This window comes from Kitasatospora sp. NPDC087315 (genome assembly GCF_044744345.1).
Lineage (GTDB): Bacteria > Actinomycetota > Actinomycetes > Streptomycetales > Streptomycetaceae > Kitasatospora.
In genome coordinates, this window is record NZ_JBIUYD010000006.1 from 273,857 (window position 1) to 295,622 (window position 21,766).

The following is a 21,766-nucleotide window of genomic DNA, read 5'->3' on the forward strand; positions in this document are numbered from 1 at the left end:
GAGGGTGTCCCGGTCGCCCGGTGCCGTGCCGCCGCGCGGCTACTTGCCGATGCGGCTGATCTCCCAGAAGCGGAAGACGCCGGTGGTGTCGACGGTCGACTCCACGCCGGTGATGTTCGAACGCGAGGCGTAGAAGGCCTTGTTCTGGAACAGCGGGATCAGCGGCGCGTTGTCGGCGGCGATGGTCTGGATCTGGGCGTAGGCCGAGTTGGCCGCGGTGCGGTCGGCCTGCTTGAGGCTGTCGGGGACCAGCCGCTGGCTGATCCGGGTGTCGTCCCAGCCGTGGTGGTAGGCCCCGCCCTCGACCAGGAGCGGCGCGACGTAGTTGTCCGGGTCGGGGTAGTCGGCGAACCAACCGATGGTGTACGCCTGGTACTTGGCGTCCGCCCAGCCCTTCTTGAAGACGTCCCAGTCGGCCTCGTGCTGGACCGTCACCTGGAAGACGCCGCCGGCCTCCAGCTGCTTCTTGAGCATCTCGCTCTCGGCGCCCTCGGCGCGCGAGCGCGACCAGGTGAGGGTGAGCTTGACCGGCATCTGGACCTTGGCGGTGTTCAGGATCGCCTTGGCCTTGGTGACGTCCTGGTCGCCGTACTTGTCGAAGAAGGCGGTGGTGTGGCCGGTGATGCCGGCCGGGACCATCGAGTACAGCGGCTGGACGGTACGCGCGAAGACGTCGCGGGCGAGCGCCTTGCGGTCGATCAGCTGGGCGGCGGCCTGCCGGACGGCGACGTTGCCGCCGGTCGCGTCCTTGGTGTTGAAGACCAGGTAACGGGTGTCGGTGCTGTCGCCCTCGACGACCTGGAGGTCGGTCTTGCCGCCCTGCTGCTCGGACCGGACCTGGGCCGCGGTGTTGGGCTCCAGGCTGTTGTCGGTCAGGTCGATCTCGCCCTTGTCCAGCGCGTCCTTCAGCTCGCCCGTCTTGTCGAAGTAGCGCAGGGTGAACTTCGTGTTCCGGACCTTGGCGTCACCGCTGTACTTGTCGTTGGGCGACAGCACGACCTTGCCCGGGATCTTCGGGCCGCCCTCGATGGACATGGTCTCGATCGAGTCGATCTTGTACGGGCCGGAGCCGACCAGCTTGTCGTTGGGCAGCGCCTTGTCGGCCGGGTAGACCTGGTGGTCGACGATGGCGCCGGCCGGGCCGGCCAGTTTGGCCGGGAGCGTGGCATCGGCCTTGGTGAGCTGGAAGACGACCTCGTTGTCGCCCTTGGCCTCGACCGACTTGATCGAGTCCAGCAGCCCGGCCGGGCCGTTCTCCGCGGCGATCTTCCGGGTGCGCTCGATGGAGTACACCACGTCGGCGGCGGTGAGCGGGTGGCCGTTGGAGAACTTCAGCCCGGGGCGCAGGGTGCAGTGGTACTGGACCGCGTCGTTGCCGGTGAACTCGCAGGACTGCGCGGCGTCCGGGCTGGGCGCGCTGGAGGCGGCCGGGTAGGACAGCAGCGACTGGAAGGTGTTGCGCAGCAGCAGCCAGGAGCCCAGGTCGTAGGCGACGGCCGGGTCCAGCGCACTGGTGACCGAGGTGGTGCCCATGGTGATCGCCTTGCCGCCGTCCCCCTTGACCGCTTCGGTGACCGAGCCGCAGCCGGTCACCGAGACGGCGACCAGGCCGGCGCAGCCGAGCACTGCCAGTCGTTCAGCTGAAGTCATCACGGATCGCGTCCTTCTGGGTGCGGTCCGGCCGAGGGGGCCGGTGGCCCGCGATGGGGTGCGCCTCCGGGGTTGCTGAAGGCACGCGGGCCGGGCGCCGTGCCACCGCGGGCAGGACGGGGTTGCCCGTCAGCGGCGGTGGCAGGGCTCGGGGTGGGGAACGAACTGGAGTAGCGTGCCATATCGAACACACCCCACCGATACCCGCACAGGTGACAGTTGGGACACGAGGGGACGGTGCGGGACGGGTCCACCGACGAGTTGTCAGTCAATGACCGTTTTCTCCCCGGACACCCGGGTCGACTGGCCGGTTCCGATCGCTTACCGGCCGGTAAGCCCCATGTGCAATGAGACGACAATCACACTCGCGAGGTGACCAGCGAGCGGAGCAGTTCAAGATCGATGTGCTCCAGCGAGGGCAGCACCAGCCGCCCGGGGGCGGGCTCGATCACCGCCACCGAGGGCACCGCGATCACCGGGCAGCCGGCCGCCTCGGCCGAGCGCACCCCGGTCGGCGCGTCCTCGACCACCACACAGCGGCCCGGCTCCGCGCCGAACCGCCGCGCCGCCTCCAGGTACGGGTCCGGGTACGGCTTGGTGCGCGGCACCTCGTCCCCGGCGACCGTGAAGGCGAAGTGGTGGGCGCCCAGCGACCGCAGCACGATGTCGATGATGTGCCGCTGCGAGGCCGACACCAGGGCGGCCGGAACCCCGTGCGCGGCAAGGGTGTTGAGAAGCCGTTCGGCGCCGGGCATGAGCGGTACGCCGCCCGCCAGCAGATCCACGAAGCGCTGGTTGATCAGGACGGTCAGGTCGGCCGGCGAGAGGTCCACGCCGGTGGCGGCCAGCAGGTAGTCGATCACCCGGGTCATCGGGCCGCCGACCACATGGGCGCGGTCGTTCTCGTCCAGCGCGTAGCCCAGCTCGGCGAAGAGCGAGGCCTCGGCCTGCCACCAGAAGTCCTCGGTGTCCACCAGGGTCCCGTCCATGTCCAGCAGCACCGCCTGCAGGCCCCGGCCGTGGTCGAGGGCGCGGGTGGTGGTGGAGATGGTCGTCATGGCGGGGATCCTTCCGTCCGTGCCCCGGGGCAGGCCCCTGGGGATGGCACGGGCCGGCCCGCTGGTGAGCGGACCGGCCCGTTCAGGATGATCCAGGATACGCCCCGCCCACCCGAAAAGAGCGAACGCTGCGCAGCCTCCGGGTTACCGGGCGTTGAAGTACTTGGCCTCGGGGTGGTGGATCACGATCGCGTCGGTGGACTGCTCCGGGTGCAGCTGGAACTCCTCGGAGAGCACCACGCCGATCCGCTCCGGCCGCAGCAGCTCGGCGATCTTGGCGCGGTCCTCCAGCTCCGGGCAGGCCCCGTAGCCGAGCGAGAACCGGGCGCCCCGGTACTTCAGCGCGAACATGTCCTTGACGTCCTGCGGGTCCTCGCCGGAGAAGCCCAGCTCGTAGCGGACCCGGGCGTGCCAGAACTCGGCCAGCGCCTCGGCCAGCTGCACGGAGAGGCCGTGCAGCTCCAGGTAGTCCCGGTAGGAGTTGTTGGCGAACAGCTCGTTCGCCGCCTCGGAGATCCGGTTGCCCATGGTGACCACCTGCAGGCCCACCACGTCCTTGACGCCCGACTCCTCGGGGCGGAAGAAGTCCGCCAGGCAGAGCCGCCGCCCGCGCCGCTGGCGCGGGAAGGTGAAGCGGGTGCGCTCGCTGCCGTCCTCGTTGAAGACGATCAGGTCGTCGCCCTTGGAGTTGGCCGGGTAGTAGCCGTAGACCACGGCCGCCTCCAGCCAGCCCTCGGTCTGCAGCCGGTCCAGCCACATCCGCAGCCGCGGCCGGCCCTCGGTCTCCACCAGCTCCTCGTACGAGGGCCCTTCGCCGCTGCGCGCCGCCTTGAGGCCCCACTGGCCCTTGAACAGCGCGTCCTCGTCCAGCCAGGAGGCGTAGTCGGCGAACGGCACGCCCTTGACGATCCGGTCGCCCCAGAACGGCGGGGTGGGGACGGTGTTGTCGACGGCGACGTCCGAGCGGACCTGGCCGAGGTTGGTCTCGGGCTCCTCCACGACCTCGGTGCGGGCGTGCCGGCGCTGCTTGAGCTCCGGCAGGGTCGCGCCGGGCACACCGCGCTTGACCGCGATCAGCGCGTCCATCAGCCGCAGGCCCTCGAAGGCGTCCCGGGCGTAGCGGACCTCGCCCTCGTAGATCTCGTGCAGGTCCTGCTCGACGTAGGCGCGGGTGAGCGCGGCGCCGCCGAGGATCACCGGGTAGTCGGCCGCCAGCTTGCGCTGGTTCAGCTCCTCCAGGTTCTCCTTCATGATCACGGTGGACTTCACCAGCAGGCCGGACATCCCGATCACGTCCGCCCGGTGCTCCTGGGCGGCGTCCAGGATCGCCGAGACCGGCTGCTTGATGCCCAGGTTGACCACGTTGTAGCCGTTGTTGGACAGGATGATGTCGACCAGGTTCTTGCCGATGTCGTGGACGTCGCCCTTGACGGTGGCCAGCACGATGGTGCCCTTGCCCTCGTCGTCGGACTTCTCCATGTGCGGCTCCAGGTGGGCCACCGCGGTCTTCATCACCTCGGCGGACTGCAGCACGAACGGCAGCTGCATCTGGCCGGAGCCGAACAGCTCGCCGACCACCTTCATGCCGGCCAGCAGCGTGCTGTTGACGATCTCCAGCGCCGGACGCTCCGTCAGCGCCTCGTCCAGGTCGGTCTCCAGGCCGTTGCGCTCGCCGTCGATGATCCGGCGCTGGAGGCGCTCCTCCAGCGGCAGCGCCGCCAGCTCCTCCGCCTTGGACGCCTTCATCGAGGTCGAGGAGACGCCCTCGAAGAGCTGGAGCAGCTTCTGCAGCGGGTCGTAGCCCTCGCTGCGGCGGTCGTAGACCAGGTCGAGGGCGACCTCGCGCTGGTCCTCGGGGATCCGGGCCATCGGCAGGATCTTGGAGGCGTGCACGATCGCGGAGTCCAGGCCCGCCTCGACGCACTCGTTCAGGAAGACCGAGTTGATCACCATGCGGGCGGCCGGGCTCAGCCCGAAGGAGATGTTGGACAGGCCCAGGGTGGTCTGCACGTCCGGGTGGCGGCGCTTGAGCTCACGGATCGCCTCGATGGTCTCGACGCCGTCCCGGCGGGACTCCTCCTGGCCGGTGCCCAGGGTGAAGGCCAGGCAGTCGACCAGGATCGAGCCCTCGTCGATGCCGTACTCGGTGGTGAGCTGGGCGATCAGCCGCTCGGCGATGGCGACCTTGGTCTCGGCGGTGCGGGCCTGGCCCTCCTCGTCGATGGTGAGGGCGATCAGGCCCGCACCGTGCTCGCGGGCCAGCGAGGCGATCCGCCCGAACCGGGTGTCCGGGCCGTCGCCGTCCTCGTAGTTGACCGAGTTGAGCAGGGCGCGGCCGCCGAGCGCCTCCAGGCCCGCGCGCAGCACGTCCGGCTCGGTGGAGTCCAGCACGATCGGCAGGGTGGAGGCGGTGGCCAGCCGGCCGGCGATCTCCTTCATGTCGGCGACGCCGTCGCGGCCGACGTAGTCCACGCAGAGGTCCAGCAGGTGGGAGCCGTCGCGGATCTGGTCGCGGGCGATCTCCACACAGGCCTGCCAGTCGCCGGCCAGCATCGACTCGCGGAACTTCTTCGAGCCGTTGGCGTTGGTCCGCTCGCCGATCGCCAGGTACGAGGTGTCCTGGCGGAACGGCACCGCCTGGTACAGCGAGGCCGCCGAGGGCTCCGGGCGCGGGTCGCGCGAGGCGATCGGACGGCCCTGGACCCGCTCGACCACCTGGCGCAGGTGCTCGGGCGTGGTGCCGCAGCAGCCGCCGACCAGCGAGAGGCCGTACTCGCGGGTGAAGACGTCGTGCGCCTCGGCCAGCTCGGCCGGGGACAGCGGGTAGTGGGCGCCGTCCTTGCCCAGCACCGGCAGGCCCGCGTTCGGCATGCAGGAGAGGCCGATCTTCGCGTTCTTGGCCAGGTAGCGCAGGTGCTCGCTCATCTCGGCCGGGCCGGTGGCGCAGTTCAGGCCGATGTAGTCCACGCCGAGCGGCTCCAGCGCGGTCAGCGCGGCGCCGATCTCCGATCCCAGCAGCATGGTGCCGGTGGTCTCCACGGTCACCTGGACCAGCACCGGCAGATCGAGGCCGGCCTCGGCGAGCGCCCGCTTGGAGCCGAGGATGGCGGCCTTGGTCTGGAGCAGGTCCTGGCTGGTCTCCACCAGCAGCGCGTCGGCACCGCCGGCGATCAGGCCGGCCGCGTTCAGCTGGAAACCGTCCCGCAGCGTCTCGTACGGGGCGTGGCCGAGCGTCGGCAGCTTGGTGCCGGGGCCGATCGAGCCGAGCACCCAGCGGACCCGGCCGTCGGTGTGCGCGTCGGCGGCCTCACGGGCGATCCTGGCGCCGGACTCGGACAGCTCGAAGATCCGGTCGGGGATGTCGTACTCGCCGAGCGCCGAGAAGTTGGCGCCGAAGGTGTTGGTCTCCACGCAGTCCACGCCGACCGCGAAGTACGCGTCGTGGACCGAGCGCACGATGTCGGGGCGGGTGACGTTCAGGACTTCGTTGCAGCCTTCCAGGTTCTGGAAGTCCTCCAGGCTCGGGTCCTGCGCCTGGAGCATGGTGCCCATCGCTCCGTCGGCTACCACCACCCGGGTGGCGAGCGCCTCGCGCAGCGCGTTCGCGCGGCTCTGCTGAGTGATGGACGGGTCGGCTGCAGTGGCCATGGGGCTTCTCCCTGGGTGCGACGGCTGTCGGCTTTGCGGCCCCGCTGACTCGGGGACGCACGTGGCCAGGGTATCCGGCCCACGGCGCGAGCCGGTGGGCATTCCGTATCCTGAGCGCTCTGCCGCAAGGGGGGAGCAACTGCATGGCCAAGTTCCGGACAGGCATTCGGCGGGCGGGAACAATCCTGGGGGTACCGTTCCGGGCCCTCCGGACCAGGTGGCGCGGCTGGTCGCGGTGGCGCAGATCACTCGCGGTGGTGCTGGTCGCGCTGACCGTACCGGTGGCGTCGATCGGCGCGGGGGCGCTGGCCCTGCGGCTGCAGTACACCGGGGACGCCTCCCCCGAGGCCCGCACCCGGGGCCGGGACGCGGTCTGGCTGGGGCACGCCTGGGTGGACGGCCGCAAGACCGAGGAGGACATCACCGCACTCGCCGCCCGGCTCGCCGGCACCGGCATCCGCGACCTGTACGTCCACACCGGCCCGCTGGAGCACGACGGCACGCTGCCGCCGTCCGTCCACCCGAGGGCCCGCTGGTTCACCGACGCCGTGCACCGGGCGATGCCGCGGATCCGGCTGCAGAGCTGGCTCGGCGACGAGGTCAAGCCCGAGAAGGACGCCCTGGACCTGGAGGACGCCGCCACCCGGGACCGGGTCACCGCCTCCGCCCGCCAGGTGCTCGACCTCGGCTTCGACGGGGTGCACTTCGACATGGAGCCGATCCGCCCCGGCTCGGCCGGCTGGCTCTCGCTGCTCGACCAGGTCGGCGAGGTGACCTCCGGGCGCGGCGCGCAGCTGTCGGTCGCCGCCCCGCAGATCGACCCGGTACCCGGGCTGCACACCGCCGGGATCCTGCTCACCGACCACGGCAAGTGGTGGGACCGGGCCTACTTCGCCGAGACCGCCCGCCGGGTCGACCAGATCGCGGTGATGACCTACGACTCCAGCATGCCGACCGAGCCCCTGTTCGGCGGCTACGTCGCCCTGCAGACCGAGCTCGCGCTGGAGGCCACCCCGGAGGACGTGGACCTGCTGATGGGCCTGCCGTTCTTCTGGGAGGACAAGTGGGGCCACTGGGGCAAGGCCGAGACGGTCGACGCCGCCGTGCGCGGCGTCCGGCTCGGCCTCGGCCGGCAGGACCTGCGGCGGCAGAACTTCGGCGTCGCGCTGTACGTGGACTTCGCCGCCACCCCGGAGCACTGGGACTCCTACCGGCGCGGCTGGGTGCGCTGAACCGCGCCCGCCCCGGCCGGCGGTGGATCGTGGCGCCCCCGACCGGGAGGTGGCGCCACCAGGGCGGGATGTGACGATGCGTCATGATTCGGCTACGATCCGTGCCTGACGGGTCGAGGCGGACCGCGCCCGGCCGTCGGACCCCCGGAGAACCGCCGTGCAGCGCCACCGCCCGCCGGCCGCCCTGGCCGCCGCCCCGCTCCTCGCCCTCTGTGTCGCCGTGCCCGCCCACGCGGCCGACGGGTACACCGTCGACACCCCGCCCCGGTACGCCGCACTGGGCGACTCCTACGCCGCCGGGGTCGCGGCCGGCCCCTACGAACAGGACAGCGGCGACTGCCACCGCAGCGCCCGCGCCTACCCCGCGCTCTGGGCCGCCGACCACGGTGCCACCGACGTCCTGGCCGCCGCGTGCGCCGGGGCCACCACGGCGGACGTCCAGCGCGACCAGCTGCCGAAGGTCGGGGCCGACACCACCGTGGTGACCCTCACCGTCGGCGGCAACGACCTCGGTTTCGCCGACGCCGCCGGGAGCTGCCTGCAGCCGCTCACCACCGACGGCCGCTGCGACAAGGCGCTGGACGAGTCCGAGCGCCGGCTGCGCGAGGAGCTGCCCGACCGGCTCTCCGCCCTCTACGACGGCGTCCGGGCCGCCGCCCCGGCCGCCCGGGTGGTGGTCACCGGCTACCCGCACCTGCTGCGGACCGGCACCACCTGCCTGATCGGCACCGACGCCCGCCGGCAGCGGTTCAACGCGCTCACCGACGGGCTCGACGAGCTGATCAACCGTCAGGCCGAAGCCCGGGGCTTCGCCTTCGCGGACGTCCGGGCACCGTTCGAGGGCCACGGCGTCTGCGCGGGCGCGGGGCGGGAGTGGATCACCGGAATCGTGCTGACCAGGCTCTGGGAGTCCTTCCACCCCACCTCCGAGGGACAGTCCCTCGGATATCTCCCGGCCGTCACGGCCGCCACCGGGCCCCGGTAGACACGGCGGCCGGCGGCTGCCGTCGGCGCCCTGCGGATATCCGCTGGATCATGGCGCCCCGCTCCCCCAGACTGTCCCGGTGCCCGGCCGTGCCGCGCATCAAAGCCCGTAGGCTGGGCAGGTAGGGACCATGGAGCGAGGCGTTCCATCGGTGACGAGAGGTTCGACAGTCGGCAGCCGGCCCGTCGGCGCCCCGGCAGGCCAGCCGGGGCGGTGCACGGCCGTCCGCCGACCGGAGGGAGACACTGGGTGATCGAGCTGGAAGATGTTCCCGAGTTGATCGACCCGGTGATGGTCTGCGCCTTCGAGGGCTGGAACGACGCGGGCGACGCCGCCTCCGCGGCTCTGGCACATCTGGACGAGACCTGGGGCGGCAAGGTGTTCGCCGCCCTGGACGCGGAGGACTACTACGACTTCCAGGTCAACCGGCCGACGGTCTGGCTGGACGGCGGCATCCGCCGGATCACCTGGCCCACCACCCGGCTCTCGGTGATCCGGGTGACGGAGCCCAAGACCCGGGACATCGTCCTGGTGCGCGGTATCGAGCCCAGCATGCGCTGGCGCTCGTTCTGCAACGAGCTGCTCGGCTTCGCGCACGAGCTGGGCGCCGAGCTGGTGGTGATCCTGGGCGCGCTGCTCGGCGACACCCCGCACAGCCGCCCGGTGCCGGTCAGCGGGGTGACCTCCGACCCGGAGCTGGCCCGCCGGCTGGACCTGGAGGAGAGCCGCTACGAGGGGCCCACCGGGATCGTCGGGGTGCTGCAGGAGGCCTGCGCGCACGCCGGTGTGCCGGCCGTCACGCTCTGGGCGGCGGTGCCGCACTACGTCGCGCAGCCGCCGAACCCCAAGGCGACCCTGGCGCTGATCAACAAGCTGGAGGACCTGCTGGACCTGCGCATCCCGCCGGGCGAGCTCGGCGAGGACGCCCGGGCCTGGCAGCTCGGCGTGGACCAGCTCGCCGCCGAGGACAGCGAGGTGGCCGAGTACGTCCAGCAGCTGGAGGAGGCGCAGGACACCGCCGAGCTGCCGGAGGCCTCGGGCGACGCGATCGCCCGGGAGTTCGAGCGCTATCTGCGCCGCCGGGAGAACGTCGGCCCGACGGGCGAGAAGCCCATCGCCGGGCACGCGACCACGGCGGAACGGCCGAACGACCCCGAGGCGCCGGGCGCGCGGGAGAGCCAGGACGGCGGCGAGGACGACTGACGCGTCCGCCCGGGTGGACGGGTGGACGGGCTTACGGCATGCCGAAGGGGCGTCAGGACCAGTGGTCCTGACGCCCCTTCGACCGTCGCGGCCGGGCCGCGCCTACGGCTTGTCCGGCACGCCTCAGAGCGCGACGCCGAGCAGGGCGTCCACGGTGCGCGAGACCAGGCCGGGCGCGCCGATGTCCGTCCCGCCCTCGGCGTCCTGGAGGGCGGCCCAGCGGTCGACGGCGGCCAGCGCGGCGGGCGCGTCCAGGTCGTGCGCGAGCGCCTCGCGGACCGCGGCGAGCAGCGCCTCCGCCGGCGGACCGTCCGGGCGGGAGACCGCCGCGCGCCAGCGGGCCAGGCGCTCCACGGCCTCGTCCAGGGTGCCCTTCGTCCACTCCCAGTCCTCGCGGTAGTGGTGCGAGAGCAGGGCGAGGCGGATCGCCGCCGGGTCGACGCCCTCACGGCGCAGCGCCGAGACGAAGACCAGGTTGCCGCGGGACTTGGACATCTTGTGCCCGTCCAGGCCGACCATGCCGGCGTGCACGTACGCCTTGGCGTACGGGTGGTGGCCGGTGGCGACCTGGGCGTGGGCGGCGCCCATCTCGTGGTGCGGGAAGGAGAGGTCGCTGCCGCCGCCCTGGATGTCGAAGGACATGCCGAGGTAGCGCAGGGCGATGGCGACGCACTCGATGTGCCAGCCGGGGCGGCCGTGGCCGAGCTCGGTGTCCCAGGCGGGCTCGCCCGGGCGGGCGGAGAGCCAGAGCAGGGCGTCGAGCGGGTTGCGCTTGCCCGGGCGGTCCGGGTCGCCGCCGCGTTCGGCGAAGACCGGCCGCATGGCCTCGGGGGTGAGGCCGGAGACCTCGCCGAAGTGCGGGTCGGACTCGACCGAGAAGTAGATGTCGCCGTCCACCTCGTAGGCGGCTCCGCTCGCCAGCAGCTTCTGGACCAGCGGGACGATCCACGGGATCGACTCCACGGCGCCGATGTAGTGGGCCGGCGGGAGCAGCCGCAGGGCGGTCATGTCCTCGCGGAACAGGGCCGTCTCGCGCTCGGCGAGCTCCGTCCAGTCCTGGCCGGTGGCGACGGCGCGCTCCAGCAGCGGGTCGTCCACGTCGGTGACGTTCTGCACGTACAGGACGTCGTGGCCGGCGTCCTTCCACACTCGCTGCGCCAGGTCGAAGGCGTTGTAGGTGGCGGCGTGGCCCATGTGGGTCGCGTCGTAGGGCGTGATGCCGCAGACGTAGATCCGGGCGGTGCCGTCCTGCGGCACGACCTCCCGGATACAGCCCGCTGCGGTGTCGTGGATACGAAGGGGGAGCCCCTGACCAGGCAGGGCGGGAACCTCGGAGGCGGGCCAGGCATGCATGGAACTGACTTTAACCTCGCGAACATTTGAAAGCCTAACCAGTACGCAAGATCGACTGGATTCGCTTCCAGGCGTTGCCTGAGCGCTTCCCGACTGATACGGACCGGCTCTTGACCCGGTCCGAACGGGGCCGTACACCCCGGCGGTGAGCGCCCGGCCGACCCTGCCGCCGACCGGGCGCCCGGCTCCTCGGGGAAGGCGGCCGGAGCCGCTACAGCCGCTTCCAGAGGGCCGGCACGTTCGGCGGCTCCCAGCCGGTGACGGCGGTGTGCCCCTGGAGGCACTGGTAGGAGACGCCGGAGTAGGTGACGCGGTCGCCCGCGTTGTAGAGCGTGCCCACGGTCCAGCTGCCGCCGGGCGGGGTGGTCGGGGGCGTGGTGGGCGTGGTGCTGGGGCCCGGGCTGGTCGGCGGGGTGGTGGGTGTCTGCGGGACGTTCAGGACGAAGTCGTAGGTGCCCTCCTTCGCCGAGCCGACCTGGCGGACGTTCATCAGCAGCCGCGCGTCGTAGATGGTGTCGGTGCTGTTGCGCGGCTCACCCGGGAAGTAGAGCTGGGTGGTGAGCACCGGGCGGCCGGGCGCCTGGAGCTTCACGTGGATGTGCCGGGTGCGGCCCGGGTAGAGGCCGGGGACGATGGTGGTGAGGCTGAACGCGCCCTGGGCGTCGGTGAACTGGTGGCCGCGGAAGGTGAACCCGACGTTGTCGTAGGCGCCGTTGACGTCGGCCTGCCAGAAGTCGAGCAGGACGCCCGCGATCGGCAGGCAGGCCCGGCCGAAGACGTAGCCGCTGACGGTCAGCCGGGTGCCGGGGGTGCTGTTGGTGATCAGCGAGGTCCGCAGCGGGGAGTTGGGCTTGAAGTAGGGGCCCTCGGTCTGCTCGATGGTGGGATCGTCGCCGTCGTGGCAGGCGGGGGTGAGGCCGGGCGCCTCGCCGGTGCCGGCCCGGTCGCGGGCCAGCGCGGCCCCGCCGCCGACCAGTAGCGGGGCGGTGCCGAGCACCGCGGCGGCCCTGAGGACCGTCTTGCGGCTGATCCGGCGGTCGATCAGGCCCTCCGGCCCGGGGGTGGGCTCTTCGGATGCGGGCATGCGCCGACTCCTTCGTGGGGGTGGGACTGGAGATGGGTGGGCGGTCCTTGCCATGGTGGGGGCATGACAAGGACCGGGCCGGCGGTCGCCCGGACGGACCGGGCCGGCCACCGGCGGCCAGCAGTCAACCTACGGGGCGTCCGGGGCCGCGGCGATGGACGCGATCCGGGGATCGTGGTGATTTCCTCCGACCCGGGCCCGGAACTCCCCCGGCGTCATCCCGGTCTCCCGGCGGAAGAAACGGCAGAAGTAGGCCGGATCACCGAAGCCGGCCTCCCGAGCGACCTGACGAATCGTCAAATCTGTGCAGGCCAGCAGCCGTTTGGCCTCCAGGGTCTGCTGCTGGCGGATCAGCCGGCCCGGCGTCCGGCCGGTGACCTGCTTGACCAGAGTCTGCAGATGGCCGGGCGAGACGCCCAACTCCTGCGCACAGGAGGCCACCGAGCGCTGCTCCCCGCCCGGCAGACCGATCAACCGGGTGAAGGCGGAGGCCAGTTCGGCCGACCGGCCGGGCGCCGCACCGCCCTCGCCGGGGACCGCGGCCCGCAGCGCGCGGACGATCAGGATGTGCAGGCTCGCCCGCAGCACACCCGCGTAACCGGGCGCCCTGGTCCGGTACTCGTGCTCCATGTCGGCCAGCAGCGCGCCGATGGCGCCGGCCTGTTCACCGAGCCGCAGACCGGGCCGGGCGGCCAGGGTGCGCAGCGCGGTGAGGTCCTTCGGCTGCGAGAACAGGAAGTCCTCGTTGAACAGCACGACCTGTCCGGTGAGACCGTCCGCGTCCGCCCAGTAGTGCACCTGGCCGGGCGCGATCACGCACAACTGGGGCGGCCGCAGCGGCCGGTGGACCAGGTCGAGCACGTGGGCACCGCGGCCTCCGGTGACGAGGACGATCTCGTAGAAGGAATGCCGGTGGGGGAAGCCCGCGCGGGAGAGCGGGCCGATGGTGTCGAAGCTGCCGATCGCGAAGGGCAGCAGGTGCGGCAGCGGGACCTGGAGACGGTGCATCGGCAGGTCCAGCGTGCGGGTGTCGCTCATCGGCCGGTCCGGTGGGGCGCGGTCGGCGGGTTGGGGGTGGTCCGTCGCTCGTCCATCGGAGCAGTCTGCGGCCGCTCGCGCCACCGGTCCAGACCACTGGGGTGCCGTCCGGCCGGTCGTGCGCCCGGCGGCACCGGCCTGGCCGGGCCCGGGAGATCATGCGCCCGGCGGGACGGGCCGGACCGGGCCCGGGGCACGGGCGGTCAGATCGGCGGCCAGGGGATGGACGGCCACTCCTCGGACGGCAGCGGGTGCCGGCCGGTGCGACGGAGTTCGGCCACCCGGGCGCGGGCGGCGGCGAGTTCGGCCGCGGTCAGGTGCGGGGCGAGCCGCTCGCCGAGGGCACCGTCCAGCTGCTCGGCGAGCCCGGCCAGCACCTCCAGCGCCTCGTCGGGCAGCGGCTGCCCGGCCCAGCCCCAGAGCAGGGTACGCAGCTTGCCCTCGGTGTTGAAGGTGACGCCGTGGTCGATGCCGTAGATCCGGCCGTCGGCGGCGGCGATCAGATGACCGCCCTTGCGGTCGGCGTTGTTGAGGACGGCGTCCAGCACCGCCATCCGGCGCAGCCGCCGGTCGTCGGGGTGGACCAGCAGCGCGGTCCGGCCGTCGCCGACCTCCGCGCGGACGATCGGCAGCCAGCCGGCCTCCGGGCCCCGCGGATCCTGGAGGGCGAGCAGCGGATCGGCGCCCGGGTCCGGCTCGACCCAGAGCTGCACCATGCCCGTCCCGTACGGGCCCTCGCGCAGCACCGTGGGCGGTATCAGCGCCCAGCCGGTGGCGGCGGCGAGCTCGTACGCGGCGACCTCGCGGCCGGCCAGCGTGCCGTCCGGGAAGTCCCAGAGCGGGCGTTCACCGGCGACCGGCTTGTAGACGGCCTGCGCGGTCAGCGAGTCCAGCGTGACGCTGCAGTAGAGCGCCGCGTTGGAGGCGTCGGTGAGCCTGCCGTGGACGGTCAGCTCGCCCTCGCGCAGCAGCAGCAGAGCGGTGGGCACGTCGGCGGCCAGGGCCGCGGCGGCGGCCGGGTCGGCCTCGGGCGGGGTCTCGGTGTTCAGCGCCGGTAACCGTTCGCGCGCGGGCACAGATGGCCCTCCGGGTCGAGCGGCAGGTTGCAGAACGGGCAGGGCTTGCGGCCGGCCGCGACCAGGTCCAGCGCCCGCTTGGCGAACACCCGGGCCATCGCGCCGGAGAGCCGCACCCGCAGCATGTCGGGGCCTTTCTCGTCGTCCTCGAAGACCGCCTCGGCGGCGTCCCCGCCGTCCTCCTCCTCGTCCTCGATCACCGCCTGCGCCTCGACCACCAGGCAGCCGTCGATGCTGTCCCAGGCCAGGGCCATGGTGCCGACCCGGAACTCCTGCTCCAGCGGCAGGTCGAGCGGCGCGGTGTCGAGCAGGTCCTGCGGGGCGGCGGCCGGGATGGCGGCGTCGCCGCCGCTGCGCCGCAGGGCCTCGTCGAGGACCTCCTCGATCCGCTCCGCGAGCGCGGCGACCTGGGTCTTCTCCAGCAGCACGCTGGTGATCCGCCCCCGGGCGCTGGCCTGCAGGTAGAACGCCCGGGCGCCGGGCTGGCCGACGGTGCCGGCCACGAACCGTTCGGGCTGGTCGTAGAAGAAGACCTGACGGGGCACGCTCTCGCTCCGGATCGTGTCGATCGAGTCGATCGTATGGATCGTTATGACGTCATGGGTTGGGCTGTGGCGGGGCTCGCTAGTCACCCTACGACCTCCCGGCCGGGGCCGGGGAGCCGAGTCGGTGACCGGCGGGTGGCCGGGCGGTGGCGGCCGGGTCGCCGCGGGCGGACCCGGCCACGGCGACCCGGCCGCGGGACCGGCCTCAGGCGGTGCCGGTGGCGCCGCCGACCACCGCGTCCCCGGCCGGAGCGCCCTGGCCGCCGCCCGTTCCGGGGGCGAGCGAGGAGAGGTCGCCGGTGTCGCCCATTCTCAGCACGAAGGGCCGCTGCGGGGTGTAGCGGATCGCGGTGACCGAGCAGGGCTCGACGCTGATCCGCTGGAAGTGGTCGAGGTGCAGGCCGAGGGCGTCGGCCACCACGGCCTTGATCACGTCGCCGTGCGAGCAGGCGATCCAGACCGCGTCCCCGCCGTGGTCGGCGGCGATCTTCTCGTTCCACTCGCGGACGGCGCTCACCGTACGGTGGCTCAGCTCACGCAGCGACTCCCCGCCGGGGAAGGCGGCCGCGGCAGCGTGGTCCTGGACGGTGCGCCAGAGCGGCTCCCCGGCCAGCTCGGCGAGCGGGCGGCCGGTCCACTCCCCGTAGTGGCACTCGCCGAGGCGGTCGTCCTCGGTGGGCGCGCCCAGCTCGGGCCGGGCGGCGAGCAGCGGCTCCAGGGTCTGCCGGCAGCGGTCCAGCGGGCTGCTGACCGCCCGGGCCAGCGGGATGCCGGCGAGCCGGCCGGCCAGCGCGGCGGCCTGGGCGCGCCCGGTGTCGTCGAGGTCCACCCCGGGCGTCCAACCGGCCAGGATTCCGGCGGTGTTCGCGGTGGAGCGGCCGTGGCGGACGAGCAGCAGGGTGGGCATGGGGCCTAGCGTACGACCTCCCGGCCGGGATCCGCTCCGGGCCCGGACCGGTACGACGGGCGGGGACGGCCGGGGCCGGACCGGTACGACGGCCGGGGCGAGGTGGCCCCACGACGGCCGTGCAGGGGTCAGAATGTCCCGCATGATCGTCCACTGCGCCATCTACCGCGACGGCCTCCGGATCGAGGCGCCCGCCGACCACACCGGCGCCCTGGCCGCCGCGCGGGCGGCCGGCCGGGGCAGCTTCGTCTGGATAGGCCTGTTCGAGCCGACCGCCGAGGAACTCGACCAGGTCAGCAAGGAGTTCTCGCTGCACCCGCTGGCCGTCGAGGACGCCGTCAGCGCGCACCAGCGCCCCAAGATCGAGGCCTACCAGGGCTCGCTGTTCGTGGCGCTCAAGACGCTCGGCTACCACCCCGGCGGGCACGCGGTGACCAGCGGCGAGGTGATGGTCTTCGTCGGCGAGGACTTCGTGATGACGGTCCGCCACGGCACCGACAGCCCGCTCAGCGGCCTGCGGGCCCGTCTGGAGGAGCAGCCTGAGCTGCTGCGGTACGGCCCGAGCGCGGTGCTGCACTCGGTCTGCGACACGGTGGTGGACGGGTACGCCGACGTCGCCACCGGGCTCCAGGCCGACCTGGACGAGCTGGAGGCCGACGTCTTCGCCCCCGGCCGGGTCGGCCGCGACAACGCCGGGCGGATCTACGGCTACAAGCGCCAGCTGATGACGGTCCGCCGGGCCACCGGCCCGCTGCTGGAGCCGATGCTGCGGCTGGAACGCGGCGGGGTGCCGTTCATCACCCCCCGGGCGCTGCCGTACCTGCGGGACGTCGCCGACCACCTGGCCCGGGCCAACGACCAGGTGGACGGCATGGACCGGCTGCTGTCGGACATCCTGAGCGCCAACCTGGCGCAGGTCAGCGTGCAGCAGAACAACGACATGCGGAAGATCTCGGCCTGGGCGGCGCTGGCCGCCGTGCCGACCATGATCGCGGGTGTGTACGGGATGAACTTCGCCGACATGCCCGAGCTGCGCCAGCCCTGGGGGTACCCGGCGGCGCTGTCGCTGATGGTGGCGGTCTGCGTGGTGCTGCACCGGGTGTTCAAGCGGCACGACTGGCTGTAGCGCGCGGCCGGCCGGGCCCGCCCCGAGTCCCCGGGGCGGGCCCCGGCCGGCGCCGGGGCGGTCGGGCTCAGGCCAGCCCGGCGCGCTCCAGGGCCGCGACGCCGGTGCGCAGCGCCGTGATCCGCTCGTCCAGGCCGAACCCGGACGGGGCCAGGGTGAGCGTGGTGACGCCCGCGTCGGCGTAGGCCTGCATCCGGTCCGCGATCCGGGCGGTGTCGCCGATCAGCGAGGTGGCGTCGATCAGGTCGTGCGGGACGGCCGCGGCGGCGCCCGCGTAGTCCTTGGCGAGGTACCTCTGCTGGATCTCGTCCGCCGCCTGCTCGTAGCCCATCCGCCGGGCGAGCTGGTTGTAGAAGTTCTTCTCCTTGCTGCCCATGCCGCCGATGTAGAGCGCGGCGTACGAACGCTGGGCGTCGACGCCCGCGGCGACGTCCTCGCCGACCGCGATGGTGACGGTCGGGCAGAGGTCGAAGCCGTCCAGGCTCTGACCGGTCCTGGCGCGGCCGGCCCGCAGCGGGTCGACGGAGAGCGCGGCGTGCTCGGGCGAGAAGAAGATGCCGAGCCAGCCGTCGGCGATCTCGCCGGTCTGCTCCAGGTTCTTCGGGCCGATCGCGGCGATGTACAGCGGGATGTGCTCGCGCACCGGGTGCACGGTGAGCTTGATCGGCTTGCCGGGCCCGCCGGGCAGCGGCAGCGTCCAGTGGGCGCCCTCGTGGACCAGGCGCTCACGGGACATCGCCTTGCGGATGATCTCGACGTACTCGCGGGTGCGGGCCAGCGGCTTGTCGAACTTCACGCCGTACCAGCCCTCGGAGACCTGCGGCCCGGAGACGCCCAGGCCGAGCCGGAACCGGCCGCCGGAGAGGGTGTCCAGGGTGGCCGCCGTCATCGCGGTCATCGCCGGGGTGCGGGCCGGGATCTGGAAGATGGCCGAGCCGACGTCGATCCGTTCGGTCCTGGCCGCGACGAACGACAGCACGGTGGCGGCGTCCGAGCCGTACGCCTCGGCCGCCCAGCAGACCGAGTAGCCCAGCCGGTCGGCCTCTTCGGCGACCGCGATGTTGTCGGCGTCCATGCCGAGTCCCCAGTAGCCGAGGTTGATGCCCAGTCGCATGTGCCATGCCTTCCAGTCGGGTTGTCCGCGAGGGTAGCCGTGCGCCCGGCGGTCATGCTACTGGCCGGTAGTCGTGGGCCTGGTCACATTCGGGCGAGCCGGGCGAGTAGTGATCGTTCTGCGGGTCGGCCCATCTGTCCGGGCACCGGCCGCTACGCTCAGCCGACGTGGAGAAGCCTCTCCCCACCTGCACGTTTACCGGCCAGTGGAGGGCCCGTCCGATGGAAAAGCGTCACCTCGGCCGTACCGGGCTGCAGGTCTCCCGGCTCGGCCTCGGCACCATGGCCTGGGGCCGCGACACCGACGAGCACGAGGCCGCCGAGCAGCTCAAGGAGTTCGTGGACGCCGGCGGCAACCTGGTCGACACCGCCGATGTGTACGCCGACGGGGGCGCCGAGTACCTGCTCTCCCGGCTCACCGAGAACCTGATCCCCCGCTCCGAGCTGATCATCGCCACCAAGGCGGGCAGCGTCCCGGAGTCCGGCCGCCGCTTCGACGGCTCCCGCGGCCACCTGCTCACCGCCCTGGACGCCTCGCTCCGCCGCCTCGGCACCGACTACGTGGACCTCCTCCAGGTGCACGCCTTCGACCCGGCGACGCCGATGGAGGAGACGCTCAGCGCCCTCGACATCGCCGTGGCCTCCGGGCGCGCCCGGTACGTCGGCGTCTGCGACTACAGCGGCTGGCAGCTCGCCAAGGCCGCCACCTGGCAGCACGCCCACCACGGCCGCACGCCGCTGGCCGGGGCGCAGCTGGAGTACTCGCTGCTCCAGCGGGGCATCGAGCGCGAGGCACTGCCCGCGGCCCGGGACGCGGGCGTGGGCGTGCTCGCCTCCTCGCCGCTCGGGCGGGGCGTGCTCACCGGCAAGTACCGGCACGGCGTGCCGCAGGACTCGCGCGGCGCCTCGCCGTACCTGTCCGGCTTCGTCCAGCCGTACCTCGGGGAGCGCTCGCGGCGGATCGTGGACGCCGTCGCCACCGCCGCCGACGGGCTGGCCAGCAGCCCGCTCGCGGTGGCCCTGGCCTGGGTCCGGGACCGGCCCGGGGTGGCCAGCGCGCTGGTCGGCGCCCGGACGGTGGCGCAACTGCAGGCGGCACTGTCGGTGGAGGCGCTTACGCTTCCGGGTGAGATCCGTGGTGCGCTCGACGACATCTCGTCGCCGGTGCACCGGTACCCGGACCAGGGGTGGACCGAGCTGTAGAACGGCCCGGGTGCGGTCCGCCTGTTCCCGGCCGCTCACCGACCAACTGAATCGACCGATCGACCGACCTGACCGACCGGGCCGCCGCGCGCGGCACGGCCGGCCCGACCACGCCGGCCGCGCCTGCGGCGGAGGCCCGGCGCCAGCAGTGGAGTGACCTTTCTTGGAGCGAACGATGAGTGACACGGAGAACGGCGCTCAGGAGGAGACCTCGGCGGGCGTGGACGGCGGCGACCAGGCGGGCGCGGACCGCGGCGACAAGGCGGCCGCCGTCGCGGCGGTGGCGGCGGCGATCCGGGCGATCGGGGCGACCGGGAAGCAGCAGATCGGCCCGGCGTCCGGAATCCCGGCACCGCAGGCCCCGGCACCGCAGGCCTCCTCCTCGCAGGCCCCGTCCTCGCCGAGCGCGGCGCCGCAGAGCACGGCGGCCCAGGGCACGGCGGCCCAGGGCCCGTCGTCCCCGACTCCGGTGGCGGCGGCCCCGGCCCCGGCCGGTGGAACCGCGCCGGCGGAGGCGGCCGGGCCGACGCCGCCCCGGGCGCACGCCGTGACGGACGAGCAGCGGGCACAGGCCCTGCGGGCCACCGCCGAGGTGCTGACCGCGGGCGGCGCACCCGCCGATCTCGCGTCCGCCGCCGTGGCCGAGTTCGGCGACGGCGCCGCCGAACAGCTGCGTGCCGATCCGTGGGCGGTGCTGTCCCTGCCCGGTGTCCGCCCCGAGCACGCGGACGGCTTCGCCCGCGGCCTGCTCGGCCCCGCCGCCGGCCCTGGCGACCCCCGCCGGGCCCAGGCGCTGGTGCCCTGGCTGCTGGAGCAGTCGGCGCTGCGCGGCCACTCCGCCGTGGAGATCGGCGAGGTCGCGGCCGGGCTCGACCGGCTCGGTCTGCCGGACTCCGCCACCGCGCTGCAGTCGGCGGTGGTGGACGGCCGGGCGATGGCCTTCCAGGAGGAGCTGACCGGGCCCGAGGCGCAGGCCGCCGTCGGCGGCGACGAGGACGACGAACCGCCGACCCGGACGCTGCTCACCCTGGAGCGGCTGGCGCTGGCGGAGGAGAGCCTGGCGGACGGGCTGGTCCGGCTGATGTCCACCTTCGCCCCCGGGGAGGACGTCGACGTCGAGGCGGAGGCGGGCGAGGCGGAGGCGGAGGCGGGCGAGGCAGCGGAGGCCCACGAGGTGGCGGAGGACGCGCCCGAGGAGGGCGCGCCGGAGCCCGTCGCCCCCGGCCCGGCCGCCTGGGAGGCGGCCGCCGAGGCGGCGCCCTCGTCCTCCGCGACCGCCCTGATCCGCGCGGCGGCCGAAAGCGCCCTGGTCACCCACACCGGCGGCGAGGCCGCCCGGGCCGAACCCGCCGCCCTGCTGAACGCCGCCACCGGCCTCGGGCTGCGCGCCTGGGCCGCCACCTGGACCGACCAGGGCCGGGACAGCTTCGCCGCGCTCGTCACCGCGACGGGCGGCACGGCCGACGGCGCGGCCGACCACCCGCCGGTGCCGGTCGCCACCCTGGCCGAGCTGCTCTCCGGGGTGTCCGGCCCCGGCCGCTCCTCGGACGGCGCGCTCGCCCTGGACGTACTCGTCGTCCTGGACGCGCCGCTGCTGGACGTCGAGCTGGCCGCCACCCTGCTGGAGTCGCTGGCCGACGGCACCCGTCTGGTCCTCAGCGGTGACCCGGGTCAGCTCTGGTCGGCCGGCCCGGGCCGCTTCTTCGCCGATCTGCTGGCCGCCCGGGTCTGCCCCTCGACGGCCTCCCGCACCCCGGACTTCGGCCCGATCGGCGAGCTGGTCTCCGGCGTCGGCATCGGTGAACTCCAGCCGGTGGAGGCGCCCGACAAGGAGGTGGTCATCCTGACCGCCAAGGACGGCGGCGAGGCCGTCCATCGCGCCGTCCAGCTGCTCACCGACTCCATTCCGCGCGCGCTCGGCATCCCCGCCGAGCAGGTGGTGCTGCTCACCCCCGGCCACGGCGGCACCGCCGGCACCCGGGCGCTCAACGCCGCCGCGAAGGCCCGGCTCAACCCCGGCCCCGGCCGCTTCGGAGGCTTCGACCCGGGCGACCGGGTGGTCGACTCCCCCGCCCCCGGCATCACCCGCCCGGCCCGGGTGCTCGACGGCGACGCCGCCGGCCTGCACCTGGAGTACGCCGACGGCGCCCGGCGCACCGTCCCGCCCGCGGAGGCCGGCCGGCTGCGGCACGGTTGGGCGCTGACCGTCCACCAGGCGGCCGGCCGCCGCTGGCCGGGCGCCGTGGTCGTGCTGCCCGACGACGCGGCCCAGGCGCTCACCCGGCAGTGGGTCTACACCGCCTTCGGTCGCGGCGAGCGCCATCTCTCCGTGGTCCACGCGGCCGGTCCGGCGCTCCCGCAGGCCGTCGCCGAGCGCCCGGCGCTGCCCCGGACGACCCGCCTGCGCGCGATCCTCGCCGAGAACGCCGCCCAGACGTACTGACCGTCGCTCACCACACCACGGGCGGGGCCCACGCGGGCCCCGCCCGTCGGCATGCCCGCCCCGGATGCGGGCCGGGGCGGGACTGTCGCCGGGGCGGGACTG

General features: G+C 73.5%; 16 protein-coding genes. 6 read left to right on the plus strand and 10 right to left on the minus strand.

Annotated elements, in window-relative coordinates:
- Positions 1-39: 39 nt before the first annotated feature.
- From ACIO5D_RS11515 to metH, 3 genes are all read right to left on the minus strand, one after another.
- Positions 40-1,650 (minus strand): ABC transporter substrate-binding protein, encoded by a 1,611-nt coding sequence (locus ACIO5D_RS11515; protein WP_363608786.1) that lies wholly within the window; start codon positions 1,648-1,650, stop codon positions 40-42.
- Between the two features lie 359 nt (positions 1,651-2,009).
- Positions 2,010-2,708 carry an HAD family phosphatase gene (locus ACIO5D_RS11520; RefSeq protein WP_363608787.1) on the minus strand — a complete coding sequence of 233 codons (699 nt, stop codon included), beginning with the start codon at positions 2,706-2,708 and terminating at the stop codon, positions 2,010-2,012.
- A gap of 144 nt (positions 2,709-2,852) precedes the next feature.
- On the minus strand, positions 2,853-6,356 hold the full coding sequence (gene metH / locus ACIO5D_RS11525) for a methionine synthase (protein WP_400653616.1): 3,504 nt from the start codon (positions 6,354-6,356) through the stop codon (positions 2,853-2,855).
- A 257-nt stretch (positions 6,357-6,613) separates the two neighbouring features.
- Between metH and ACIO5D_RS11530 the strand changes: the two genes are divergently transcribed.
- The 3 genes from ACIO5D_RS11530 to ACIO5D_RS11540 all read left to right on the plus strand — a co-directional run bounded on the left by ACIO5D_RS11530 (position 6,614) and on the right by ACIO5D_RS11540 (position 9,776).
- Positions 6,614-7,588: a hypothetical protein gene (locus tag ACIO5D_RS11530; protein WP_400653617.1), complete on the plus strand. Its 975-nt coding sequence runs from the start codon at positions 6,614-6,616 to the stop codon at positions 7,586-7,588.
- Positions 7,589-7,745: 157 nt separating this feature from the next.
- A complete protein-coding gene (locus ACIO5D_RS11535) occupies positions 7,746-8,573 on the plus strand; it encodes an SGNH/GDSL hydrolase family protein (protein ID WP_400653618.1) in 828 nt (275 codons plus the stop codon).
- Positions 8,574-8,822: 249 nt separating this feature from the next.
- The gene (locus tag ACIO5D_RS11540; protein WP_363608795.1) at positions 8,823-9,776 is read left to right on the plus strand and encodes a PAC2 family protein; all 954 of its coding nucleotides are present in this window, start codon (positions 8,823-8,825) and stop codon (positions 9,774-9,776) included.
- A 123-nt stretch (positions 9,777-9,899) separates the two neighbouring features.
- Here the strand turns inward: ACIO5D_RS11540 and mshC are convergent, their stop codons facing one another.
- The 6 genes from mshC to ACIO5D_RS11570 all read right to left on the minus strand — a co-directional run bounded on the left by mshC (position 9,900) and on the right by ACIO5D_RS11570 (position 15,779).
- The gene (gene mshC, locus ACIO5D_RS11545; RefSeq protein ID WP_363608797.1) at positions 9,900-11,129 is read right to left on the minus strand and encodes a cysteine--1-D-myo-inosityl 2-amino-2-deoxy-alpha-D-glucopyranoside ligase; all 1,230 of its coding nucleotides are present in this window, start codon (positions 11,127-11,129) and stop codon (positions 9,900-9,902) included.
- Positions 11,130-11,340: 211 nt separating this feature from the next.
- The gene (locus tag ACIO5D_RS11550) at positions 11,341-12,213 is read right to left on the minus strand and encodes a carbohydrate-binding protein (protein ID WP_400757502.1); all 873 of its coding nucleotides are present in this window, start codon (positions 12,211-12,213) and stop codon (positions 11,341-11,343) included.
- Between the two features lie 129 nt (positions 12,214-12,342).
- Positions 12,343-13,251 carry a helix-turn-helix domain-containing protein gene (locus ACIO5D_RS11555; RefSeq protein WP_363608801.1) on the minus strand — a complete coding sequence of 303 codons (909 nt, stop codon included), beginning with the start codon at positions 13,249-13,251 and terminating at the stop codon, positions 12,343-12,345.
- Between the two features lie 203 nt (positions 13,252-13,454).
- Positions 13,455-14,252, minus strand: coding sequence for an SCO1664 family protein (locus ACIO5D_RS11560; RefSeq protein WP_363608851.1), 798 nt, complete (start codon positions 14,250-14,252; stop codon positions 13,455-13,457).
- A gap of 44 nt (positions 14,253-14,296) precedes the next feature.
- The gene (locus tag ACIO5D_RS11565; RefSeq protein ID WP_363608803.1) at positions 14,297-14,872 is read right to left on the minus strand and encodes a DUF3090 domain-containing protein; all 576 of its coding nucleotides are present in this window, start codon (positions 14,870-14,872) and stop codon (positions 14,297-14,299) included.
- Positions 14,873-15,077: 205 nt separating this feature from the next.
- Positions 15,078-15,779, minus strand: coding sequence for an MSMEG_4193 family putative phosphomutase (locus ACIO5D_RS11570; RefSeq protein WP_400794847.1), 702 nt, complete (start codon positions 15,777-15,779; stop codon positions 15,078-15,080).
- A 133-nt stretch (positions 15,780-15,912) separates the two neighbouring features.
- Here ACIO5D_RS11570 and ACIO5D_RS11575 point away from each other — a divergent pair, with 133 nt between their 5' ends.
- Positions 15,913-16,905 (plus strand): magnesium and cobalt transport protein CorA, encoded by a 993-nt coding sequence (locus ACIO5D_RS11575; RefSeq protein WP_363608807.1) that lies wholly within the window; start codon positions 15,913-15,915, stop codon positions 16,903-16,905.
- A 67-nt stretch (positions 16,906-16,972) separates the two neighbouring features.
- Here the strand turns inward: ACIO5D_RS11575 and ACIO5D_RS11580 are convergent, their stop codons facing one another.
- Positions 16,973-18,019 (minus strand): LLM class F420-dependent oxidoreductase, encoded by a 1,047-nt coding sequence (locus ACIO5D_RS11580; protein WP_363608809.1) that lies wholly within the window; start codon positions 18,017-18,019, stop codon positions 16,973-16,975.
- Positions 18,020-18,240: 221 nt separating this feature from the next.
- Between ACIO5D_RS11580 and ACIO5D_RS11585 the strand changes: the two genes are divergently transcribed.
- Both ACIO5D_RS11585 and ACIO5D_RS11590 read left to right on the plus strand, forming a co-directional pair.
- Positions 18,241-19,221 carry an aldo/keto reductase gene (locus ACIO5D_RS11585; protein ID WP_363608811.1) on the plus strand — a complete coding sequence of 327 codons (981 nt, stop codon included), beginning with the start codon at positions 18,241-18,243 and terminating at the stop codon, positions 19,219-19,221.
- Between the two features lie 175 nt (positions 19,222-19,396).
- Positions 19,397-21,664: an ATP-binding domain-containing protein gene (locus tag ACIO5D_RS11590; protein WP_400653622.1), complete on the plus strand. Its 2,268-nt coding sequence runs from the start codon at positions 19,397-19,399 to the stop codon at positions 21,662-21,664.
- The last annotated feature ends 102 nt before the right edge of the window (positions 21,665-21,766 follow it).